9 protein-coding genes are annotated in these 8,502 nt (G+C 67.4%); 4 read left to right on the top strand and 5 right to left on the bottom strand.

What is annotated here, in order from left to right; genetic code table 11:
• Window positions 1–606 (bottom strand): IS256 family transposase (locus ACZ59A_RS44205; protein WP_470971351.1); only part of this gene is annotated, 606 nt, incomplete at its 3' end.
• A 67-nt stretch (window positions 607–673) separates the two neighbouring features.
• Here ACZ59A_RS44205 and ACZ59A_RS44200 point away from each other — a divergent pair.
• From ACZ59A_RS44200 to ACZ59A_RS44190, 3 genes are all read left to right on the top strand, one after another.
• Window positions 674–808: a hypothetical protein gene (locus tag ACZ59A_RS44200; RefSeq protein WP_470971349.1), complete on the top strand. Its 135-nt coding sequence runs from the start codon at window positions 674–676 to the stop codon at window positions 806–808.
• A gap of 10 nt (window positions 809–818) precedes the next feature.
• Window positions 819–1,289, top strand: coding sequence for a hypothetical protein (locus tag ACZ59A_RS44195; RefSeq protein WP_470971347.1), 471 nt, complete (start codon window positions 819–821; stop codon window positions 1,287–1,289).
• A gap of 75 nt (window positions 1,290–1,364) precedes the next feature.
• Window positions 1,365–2,666, top strand: coding sequence for an MFS transporter (locus ACZ59A_RS44190; RefSeq protein WP_470971344.1), 1,302 nt, complete (start codon window positions 1,365–1,367; stop codon window positions 2,664–2,666).
• A 64-nt stretch (window positions 2,667–2,730) separates the two neighbouring features.
• On the opposite strand, the gene ACZ59A_RS44185 is transcribed toward ACZ59A_RS44190, so the two are convergent.
• The 3 genes from ACZ59A_RS44185 to ACZ59A_RS44175 form a co-directional block, all read right to left on the bottom strand.
• On the bottom strand, window positions 2,731–3,492 hold the full coding sequence (locus ACZ59A_RS44185; RefSeq protein WP_470971341.1) for an SDR family oxidoreductase: 762 nt from the start codon (window positions 3,490–3,492) through the stop codon (window positions 2,731–2,733).
• A 56-nt stretch (window positions 3,493–3,548) separates the two neighbouring features.
• Window positions 3,549–4,589 carry an NAD(P)-dependent alcohol dehydrogenase gene (locus ACZ59A_RS44180; RefSeq protein ID WP_470971339.1) on the bottom strand — a complete coding sequence of 347 codons (1,041 nt, stop codon included), beginning with the start codon at window positions 4,587–4,589 and terminating at the stop codon, window positions 3,549–3,551.
• Between the two features lie 662 nt (window positions 4,590–5,251).
• Window positions 5,252–6,397, bottom strand: coding sequence for an acyl-CoA dehydrogenase family protein (locus ACZ59A_RS44175; RefSeq protein ID WP_470971336.1), 1,146 nt, complete (start codon window positions 6,395–6,397; stop codon window positions 5,252–5,254).
• Window positions 6,398–6,496: 99 nt separating this feature from the next.
• Between ACZ59A_RS44175 and ACZ59A_RS44170 the strand changes: the two genes are divergently transcribed.
• Window positions 6,497–7,285 carry an SDR family NAD(P)-dependent oxidoreductase gene (locus tag ACZ59A_RS44170; RefSeq protein WP_470971334.1) on the top strand — a complete coding sequence of 263 codons (789 nt, stop codon included), beginning with the start codon at window positions 6,497–6,499 and terminating at the stop codon, window positions 7,283–7,285.
• On the opposite strand, the gene ACZ59A_RS44165 is transcribed toward ACZ59A_RS44170, so the two are convergent.
• Window positions 7,282–8,502 (bottom strand): acyl-CoA dehydrogenase family protein, encoded by a 1,221-nt coding sequence (locus tag ACZ59A_RS44165; RefSeq protein ID WP_470971331.1) that lies wholly within the window; start codon window positions 8,500–8,502, stop codon window positions 7,282–7,284. The genes ACZ59A_RS44170 and ACZ59A_RS44165 overlap by 4 nt on opposite strands.

The following is an 8,502-nucleotide window of genomic DNA, read 5'->3' as shown; positions in this document are numbered from 1 at the left end:
GGCGACGCCACCGTCGCGGATCTTCACGTGGATGGCGTCGATGAAGACCACCGGATAGACAGCGTCGAGGGGGCGGTTCTGCCATTCGGCCATGCCCTCAAGGACTTTGCCGGTGATGGTGGAGATGGTCTGCCGGGAGACCTCGGCGCCGTAAACCTCGGCCAGGTGGGCCTGGACTTCTCCGGTGGTCAAGCCCTTGGCGGCCAGCGAGATGACCATCTCATCGACGCCGGTCAGGCGCTTCTGCCGCTTCTTGACGATCTTCGGTTCGAAGGAGCCGTCGCGGTCGCGGGGCACGGTTATCTCCACCGGCCCCACGTCGGTCAGCACGGTCTTGGATCGTTTGCCGTTGCGGGAGTTGCCACCGTCCTTGCCCGCCGGATCGTGCTTGTCATAGCCGAGGTGATCGGTGATCCCGCCCTCGAGGGCGGATTCCAGCAGCCGCTTCGTCAACTGCTGCAGCAGCCCGCCCTCGCCGGTCAACTGAAGGCCCCCGGCCTGGGCACGGCTCACCAGCTCGTCAATCAGCTGGTCGTCCACGGCCTTCGCCGACACCGCCGCTGCCGACCCGGCAGCCTCGTGCTCGGACACGTTCTCACTGGTCATCGATGCATCTTCCATGATCGGGAGTTACACCGAACGATTTACAGTCCCCCTTCACGGGGAGAAGACGTTGCGCGACCTGATTGCCGAGGCGAAGGCCAACGAGAAGGTGTTCAAGGCCAAGGTCCGCTCCACGCTGCGGTCGTCGTACAGCGACAACTACCGGCAGATGCCGCTGGGCTTCAGGTGCAACAACACCGCCTGACCGGCCGGTGATGGATGCGCTCGCACTGCTGGAGACGTACGCCGGGGTCGACGGCAAGGCGCGCTTCTGCGACCTGGCCGACCCTGTGCCGATGGACGGCGTCGTGCGCAAGGACCGGCGCGAGGCGCTTGTGGACGACAAGGGCAAGGTCGAACGGATCCCGTACGAGCTGTATGTCCTGCTCACCCCATGGCTGGCATGGACGCAGCTGCTGGAAGGTCAGGCTGGGTCTCTACAGGCATGTGGGCGCCCAGCAGGGACTGCTCGCCCAGACCACGGCGGGCACGATTTGAGGCCCTCGGTCGCCCCGCCGAGGGCCTCAAATCGCTCCGTCGAGCGGCTGCCGGAGCCGTCATCGCATCCTCAATCTCTACTAAATCGAGTTCAAAAAATGGGGTGGATCGCGGCCCTGCAGGGGTTGCTGCGCTACGGGAACATGGCCTTGTACTGTGCTTTTTCGAAAGACCGTGCGCGAGGCTAGCTGTGCTGAGTTCAATTCTGTAGCCTCCGAGGCGTCGGCAGAGAATGGCCTGTGCCGTAGGAGGGAGAGTCGGTCATGAGCGTCACTCACCAGTCCGCCGCCTCGGAGGCGGAACCGGCGCCGCCCAGTCCGCGTTCCGTACGCCGCGCGATACTCGCGGCATGCCTCGGCACGTTGATCGAGTACTACGATTTCAGTATTTACGGCTACCTGGCCGTGGTCATGGCTCCACAGTTCTTTCCGGGCGACGATCCAGCCGCCTCGGTGCTGGCCGCGCTCGCGGTGTTCGGCACCGGCCTTGTCGTGCGACCGCTCGGGGGTATCTTCTTCGGGTGGCTCGGCGACCGGTTCGGCCGCCGTAAGGCGCTGGTCTCCTCGGTGCTGTGCATGGGGGTCGCCAGCAGCGCCACCGGGCTGCTGCCGACGTACCACCAGATCGGTGTGACGGCCGCAGTCCTGCTGTTGCTCGCCAGGATGGCGCAGGGGATCTCCTCCGGCGGCGAGTCGGTGGGCTCGTACGCCTACGTCTACGAGTCGGCGCCGCCTCGTAGACGGGCCTTCCTCGGTGGATTTACGCCCATGGGGTCCAACCTCGGGTTCGCGCTCGCAGCCGCAGCAGCAGGCACGGTCTCCGGGCTCACCACGCAGGATCAGATGGCGGCGTGGGGCTGGCGGCTGCCCTTCCTGATGGCCGTGCCTCTCACCCTGTTCTGCCTCTGGGCCCGACTGCGGGTCGAGGACACCCCTGAATTCGCGGCGGCCGCCCAGAGGCGTGACATTCCTGTTGCCCCGATCCGTGAGGTTCTCTCGACCCACCGCAAGGCGCTTCTGCAGGCTGTGGGATTGTCAGTGGCGCAGAGCGGTGCCCTTTTCCTCGGCCTGACGTACATCGGTATCCATCTGACCACCAACCTGGGATATGACCCGACCCACGTGTTCTGGATGACCTCGGGCGTTGTGTTCGTCTCCGTGCTGCTCATGCTGCCGGCGGGTTGGCTTGCCCTCCGGTTCGGCTGCCGTCGCATCGTGATGATCGGCTTGCTGGGGTTCCTGGTGACCGCTTATCCCGCGATGTCGCTAATGGGCCGGGGTAATCTGGCCCTCGCGGGTGCTGCATACCTTCTGTTCCTCTCAAGCGGCTCGCTGGTGCTGGCTCCTGCGGCCAGCCTGTGGCCGCGTCTGTTCGAGCGCCGGGTCCGTTACACCGGCATGGCCATCGGGTACAACGTCGGCGTCGTCCTCGCCGGCGGTACGGCGCCCTACATCGCGGCTTACCTGGTCGACCAGACCGGCAACCTGCTCTCCCCGGCGTTCTACGTCATGGCGGTGTGCGTGATCGGAATCGGCACACTTCTCACCATCCGCAAGGACGTGTAGAGGCACCGAACAACCCGGGTGACCGCCGAGCATTGCACCGGCGGTCACCCGGGGCGCTTCACTCTCAGTTGCCGGCCTCGGTGTCGGAAGCACGGGCATGACCCATCCGGCCTATGGTCTGGCCGCCATCGACGAGGAACTCGCCTCCGGTGGTGTAGGAGGCGTCGTCGCTGGCGAGGAAGAGCACCATGCGGGTGACCTCCTCAGGCTCCCCGATGCGCGGCAGCGGCTGCTGGGCGAACAGCTCGGGGGTGGCTGCCTCTCCCATGGGCGTCTTGATGACACCGGGGTGTACGGAGTTGATGCGTATCCCGGTGCCTGCCAGGTCCAGTGCCGCTGCCTTGGTCATGCCCCGCACGCCCCACTTGCTCGCGACGTAGCCGATGCCGTCTGCGAAGCCCATGAGGCCGGCCGCCGAGGAGATGTTCACGACGGCTCCGCGGCCGCGGTGGCGCATGGCGGGCAGGACGGTGTGCATGCCGAGGAAGGCACCCACCAGATTGACGTCGAGGATCCGGCGGAACTGATCAGGGGACTGCTCTTCGACCCCGCCGTGGTAGATGATCCCCGCATTGTTGATCAAGATATCCACAGGACCGAAGGCTTCCTCCACCGCGCGGACAGCGGACTGCCACGACTCTTCGCTGGTGACATCGAGATGCCAATACTGTGCGCAGGGGAGTTCCCTGGCCAGGGCTTCACCCTCGTCGTCCAGTACATCGCAGATGGCGACCTGGGCACCTTCCGCGGCCAGACCGCGTACGTGCGAGGCGCCCATGCCCCGGGCACCACCTGTGACGACCACGACCTTTTCGGTAAATCGCATTCCCTTTTCTCCTTCTGCGGTGGGTGGGCATTCGAGGGACCGGAGGAAGCGGCACATCAGTCGGGCACCAGCACAGCCCTCCCCTGCACCCGGCCTCGCCGGAGCCGCTCGAAGGCCTCCGGCGCCGCGGACAGCGGGAACTGCTCCGTCTCGACGCGGATCGCCCCCGAGCGCGCCAGCGCGATGACCTCGGCGAGCTCGGGGCGGCTTCCCCAGAACGGCAGCGAAAGGCTGAAGCCCCGCGGCAGCGCGCCTGGCTTGCGTACCGTCAGGTGGCCGCCGCCACTGCCGACCACCGCGAGTGCGCCACCCGGGCGCAGGACGCTCGCCGCGAGCTCCATCGAGGCCGTGGTGCCGGCGAAGTCGAGCACGGCGTCCGGTCCGATGCCACCGTTCCGCGCCTTCAGCACATGGCCGGTGTCCGCTTGCAGCGAGGTTCCGAAGTGTGCTCCGCAGCGGTACGCGAGAGCCAGGGCGTCCTCTCGGATGTCGACCGCGAGAACCCGACTCTCCGTGGTCGCGCGGAGGATCTGGACGGCCAGGTGGCCGAGCCCGCCGACACCGATGACGAGGACGGTAGAGCCTGGTTCGAGAATGTGCCGCAGGCCGGCGATGGCGTGGTAAGACGTCAGGCCCGCGTCGGAGAGCGGTGCCGCTTGGTCAGCCGCCAGGTCGCCGATCGGCACCAGATATCGGACGGACGGGACGAGGACGTACTCGGCCATTCCTCCGTCCCGGCCCAGTCCGGCCCCGCTCCAGGCGAGGGTGTCGCGCCGGTCGCAGTAGTTGTCCGTCCCCGCGGCGCAGCGGTCGCACGCGCCGCAGCCCCACGGTCCGTAGAGCACCACGCGTTCGCCGACCGCGCCCCCTTCGGCTTGGGGCCCGAGCGCCGCGACGTGCCCGGCGACCTCGTGGCCGAGGGTGAAGGGAAGTCGGTAGCGGAAAGCGCCTTCAGGCGCGCTGGTGAGGTGCAGGTCGGAGTGGCAGAGCCCGGTGGCCTCCACCCGCAACAGCACCTCCTGGCCGTGGGGGACCGGCCGATCGACCTGGGCCGGAGCCGGGGGTTCTCCCCACGTGATCAGCCGCAGTGCCCGCATCTTCACAGTCTCAGGTCTTGTCAGTCTCACAGGCGTCCTCGCTGACAGAGTTGAAGTCAATTCAATGAATCGGGGAGGTGATGGCCATGGTGCGCAGGGATGTCCAGGCGGGTCGATTCGCGGAAAAGGTGCTCGGTGGCGGGCTCCGGTTCCGCCATGGGTGCGGCCGTGCCCCGGCAGGTCGCCGCGGAGGGGGTACGGGAGGTCGTGCCGGCAGACGTGGACGTCGAGAATGCCGCCCCGCCGGCAGGGAGCTGCCTGCCGCCAAGGCGGTCGAACTCGACGTGGCGGACGCGGCCGGTGTGGACGGCCCGGAGGTCAAACAGCGGATCGCGGAGGCGCTGGTCGAGGGCCGGCCGGGCGCGGTGACCGATCGACTCGGAGCCGCTTCCCGGTGGCGCGTCGCCGACACCCCTGGCTTCGGGATCTTCCTGAACGCGGTGGCTCCGGGGCACGCGGAGACGGGTGTGGCAGCCCCGAACGCCCAAGGTGTTGCGCGCTGGGTTCGCCGACCCACGAGTGGGCGTGTACGCATCAACCGAGGAGATCGCCGACGCTGATCTGCTGGAAAGCGTCTGGCGGACCGGAGCCGTTCTGCTGGGAGATTCGGCGAACCCGTCCGAGCGATCACCGAGCCGTCCTGCGGTACCTCGCGCCCACGTTCATCGGGTCACCGAACGGCCGATGACCTCGCGCATGATCTCGTTGGTGCCGGCCCAGATGCGCGTGACACGGGCGTCCATCCAGTCCTGGGCGACGGCGCTCTCGCGCATGTAACCCAGCCCGCCGTGCATCTGGACGGCGGCATCGACGATCGTGCCCTGTACTTCGGATGTCTTGAGCTTGGCCATCGCTGCCTGCTCCGGGGTGAGCTCGTGAGCGACATGCGCCGCGATGCACGCGTCGACGAACGCCTGCGTCGCCTCGGCCTCGGTCACCAGGTCGGCGAGCAGGAAGCGCGTGTGCTGGAGAGCGGCAATGGTCTTACCGAACGCCTCGCGCCGTTTGACATGGGCGATCGCCTCGTCGAGCACCTTCCTCGCGTGCGCGATGTTGCACACCGCCGACGCGAGGCGTTCCTGGGCCAGATGCTTCATCATCGCCGGGAAGCCTCCGCCGACTTCTCCGATCACCGCATCGTCGGGGACCCGGACTTCGTCGAAGTAGAGCTCCGCGGTGTCGCCCTGTGGCTGGCCGACCTTGGACAGCCGCTTGCCGTGGTCGAAACCCGGTGTACCGGCCTCCACCGCGAAGAGTGTGATCCCCTTCGAACGGCTGCCGGGTTCGGTCTGCGCTGCGACGATGGTGAGCGCCGCTGACACGCCGTTCGTGATGAAGGTCTTGGCGCCGTTGATTACCCACTCGCGCCCCTGGCGCACCGCGCGGGTCCGCAAGGCCGCCAGGTCGGACCCGCCGGACGGCTCGGTCATCGCGATGGCCGTGACCAGCTCGCCGCGGCAGAACGACGGTAGCCAGCGCTTGCGCTGGTCGGGGGTCGTGAGGTTCACGAGGTAGGGAGCGATGACATGCGTGTGCACCCCTAGCGCGCATGCGTACGCGAGGCCGGCCTGGACGAGTTCCTCGTCGAGGACGGCATTGAACCGGTAGTCGTCAATCCCCGCCCCGCCGAGGTCCTCAGGCACACACAGGCCGAGGAAACCGTGGCCGCCCGCTGTGCGCCACACCTCTTGGGGTATCTCGCCCTGCGCCCCGTGTACCTCGACGTGGGGCTTGATCTCGCGCTCCACGAACTCCCGAACCGTGGCCCGGAAGTCCTCATGCTCGGTTTCGAAGATGGTTCGACGCATCTCTCCTCGATTCTCTCCTCGATTCTCTCCTCGATGTGGCCGCTAGGTTGGTACTAAATTGATGTTAGTTCAGTTGCGACCTCTTGAGGATGGCCAGACATGGATCTCACTGCACCACAGTCCCCGGCCGAGCTCTTTTCCCTGAAGGGCCGCACCGCGTTGGTGACCGGGGCGTCGTCGGGACTCGGCGCCCGCTTCGCCCTGCTGCTCGCCGAGGCGGGCGCGGACGTAGTGGCCACGGCCCGCCGTGCCGACCGGCTGGCCGAATTGCGGCGACTGCATCCCGCGATCAGGCCCCTGCCGGGCGACATCGACTCGCCCGAGGACCGTCGCCGGATCGTCACGGAGGCGGTGGGCGAGGCGACGGGATCGGGCCGGGTCGACATCGTCGTGAACAACGCGGGCATGAGCGGTCCCCTCCGTGCCGAGGAGGAGGAGCCCGACGACGTCCTGCGGCTGCTCTCGGTCAATCTCGTTGCCGCCTACGCGTTGACGCGCGACCTGGTCATGGCCGCCGACCCGCCGTCGGGGATGAGCATCGTCAACGTCGCTTCGATCCTCGGGCTGGTGTCCGGCGCGCCGGTCGGTGGCGCGGGATATGCCTCCTCCAAGGCAGGACTCATCGGGCTGACTCGCGAGCTGGCCGGCCAATGGGGCCGGCGCGGGGTCCGGGTCAACGCCCTCGCGCCCGGCTGGTTCCCGTCCGAGATGACCGCTGGACTGTTCGCCGATGAACGCTCGGCCGGCTGGGTCGAGCGCAACACCATGGTCGGCCGCCCGGGTGCGGAGCACGAACTGGACACCGCGCTGCTCTTCCTCACTTCCCCGGCATCCTCCTACTGCACTGGGCAAGTGCTCGCCGTCGACGGCGGCTGGACGGCCCGTTAGGCACCCGCCAAGCGGCGAATCTCCGCGCGTGCCAGCGAGTTCTGGTGGACCTCGTCGGGGCCGTCCGCGAAACGCAGCGTTCGCATCCCGGCGAATGCCTGAGCCAGGAAGTAGTCCTGGCTCAGGCCACCCGCGCCATGTACCTGGATGGCCTTGTCCAGGATCCATTCGATCGTCTTCGGTGTCGCGATCTTGATCGCTTGGATCTCCGAGTGCGCGCCCTTGTTCCCGACCGTGTCCATCAACCAGGCCGTCTTGAGCGCCAGCAGTCGAAGTTGCTCGATCCGGACCCGGGACTCGGCGATCCAGCCACGCACCACACCCTGATCGGCGATCGGCTTACCGAACGCGACTCGCTCCGAGGCGCGGCGCACCATGAGCTCCACGGCACGCTCGGCGACACCGATCGAGCGCATGCAGTGGTGGATGCGACCGGGGCCCAGCCGTGCCTGCGCGATGGCGAAGCCATCGCCTGCGCGACCGATCATATTGGACACCGGCACCCGGACGTTCTCCAGCACGAGCTCGGCATGCCCGCCGTGGCTGTGATCGTCGTAGCCGAAGACGTGCATCCCGCGCAGGACGGTCAGCCCCTTGGTGTCCCTGGGGACGAGAACCTGGCTCTGCTGCTGGTGCCGAGGGGCGCTCGGATCGGTCTTGCCCATGACGATGAAGATCGCCGCGTCGGGGTTCAGCGCCCCGGTGATCCACCACTTGCGGCCGTTCAGCACGTACTCGTCGCCGTCCCGGACGATCGACGTTTCGATGTTGGTCGCGTCGGACGACGCCACGCGCGGCTCCGTCATCGCGAACGATGAGCGGATCTCGCCGTTCAGCAGCGGTTCGAGCCACCGCTTCCGCTGGTCCTCGGTGCCGAACAGGTGCAGCACCTCCATGTTGCCGGTATCCGGCGCAGAGCAGTTCAGCGCGGGCGGAGCAAGGTGAAGGCTGCGTCCGGTGAGCTCCGCTAGCGGCGCGTACTGCAAGTTCGTCAGACCGCCGCCGTCCTTGCCAGGCAGGAAGAGGTTCCACAGGCCCCGTCGCCGGGCCTCGGCCCTGAGCTCCTGCAGCACAGGGACACGCGACCATGCCCACCGGTCGTCGAGTGCGGCGAGTTGTTCGGCGAATGTCTGCTCAGACGGGTAGATGTAGTCGTCCATGAAGGAGGTCAGCTCCTCGAGCTTCACCTTCGTGACATCGTCGTGCGCGAAATCCAT

The sequence above is a fragment of the Streptomyces sp. NPDC040405 genome, assembly GCF_055595765.1.
Note: the sequence above shows the minus strand (reverse complement) of the source record. Positions and strands in the feature narration are given on the sequence as shown.

Excerpts from the sequence above, each read along its gene's own strand:
- ACZ59A_RS44185 (WP_470971341.1), bottom strand. The coding sequence starts at position 3,492 with ATGCGATTTACCGAAAAGGTCGTGGTCGTCACAGGTGGTGCCCGGGGC.
- ACZ59A_RS44170 (WP_470971334.1), top strand. The coding sequence starts at position 6,497 with ATGGATCTCACTGCACCACAGTCCCCGGCCGAGCTCTTTTCCCTGAAG.
- ACZ59A_RS44180 (WP_470971339.1), bottom strand. The coding sequence starts at position 4,589 with ATGCGGGCACTGCGGCTGATCACGTGGGGAGAACCCCCGGCTCCGGCC.
- ACZ59A_RS44175 (WP_470971336.1), bottom strand. The coding sequence starts at position 6,397 with ATGCGTCGAACCATCTTCGAAACCGAGCATGAGGACTTCCGGGCCACG.
- ACZ59A_RS44190 (WP_470971344.1), top strand. The coding sequence starts at position 1,365 with ATGAGCGTCACTCACCAGTCCGCCGCCTCGGAGGCGGAACCGGCGCCG.
- ACZ59A_RS44165 (WP_470971331.1), bottom strand. The coding sequence starts at position 8,502 with ATGGATTTCGCGCACGACGATGTCACGAAGGTGAAGCTCGAGGAGCTG.
- ACZ59A_RS44195 (WP_470971347.1), top strand. The coding sequence starts at position 819 with ATGGATGCGCTCGCACTGCTGGAGACGTACGCCGGGGTCGACGGCAAG.